The organism is Runella sp. R0.1_18 (genome assembly GCF_057652155.1).
This window is the reverse complement of the sequence record NZ_JBYFCK010000140.1, coordinates 1-243: the sequence shown is the minus strand read 5'-3', so window position 1 is coordinate 243 and position 243 is coordinate 1. Positions and strand designations below refer to the sequence as shown.

Here is a 243-nt window from a genome sequence, read left to right as displayed (position 1 = left end):
GGTAATAAAGGGCTTGGTCGCTGTTGTTTGGTTTTGAGTTCAAACGGTTATAGACCAAGTTCCCAATTTTATTGTTGACTTTGGTATATATTGTATCAAACGGCATGGGGTCTTCTTGGAGTGATTGTGCCACTACTGTTTTGGTTTGACCCGTTCTTATAAAAGCCGCGTTTTCATATTTACCTAGTGTAAAGACATAATTGGTGCCGACAGCAAGTAAATTTGCGTAGTTATCGGCCGTAA

General features: G+C 39.9%; 1 pseudogene. It reads right to left on the bottom strand.

What is annotated here, in order from left to right:
* A pseudogene (locus AC23P2_RS31415) lies at positions 1-243 on the bottom strand (S41 family peptidase); the annotation flags it as partial.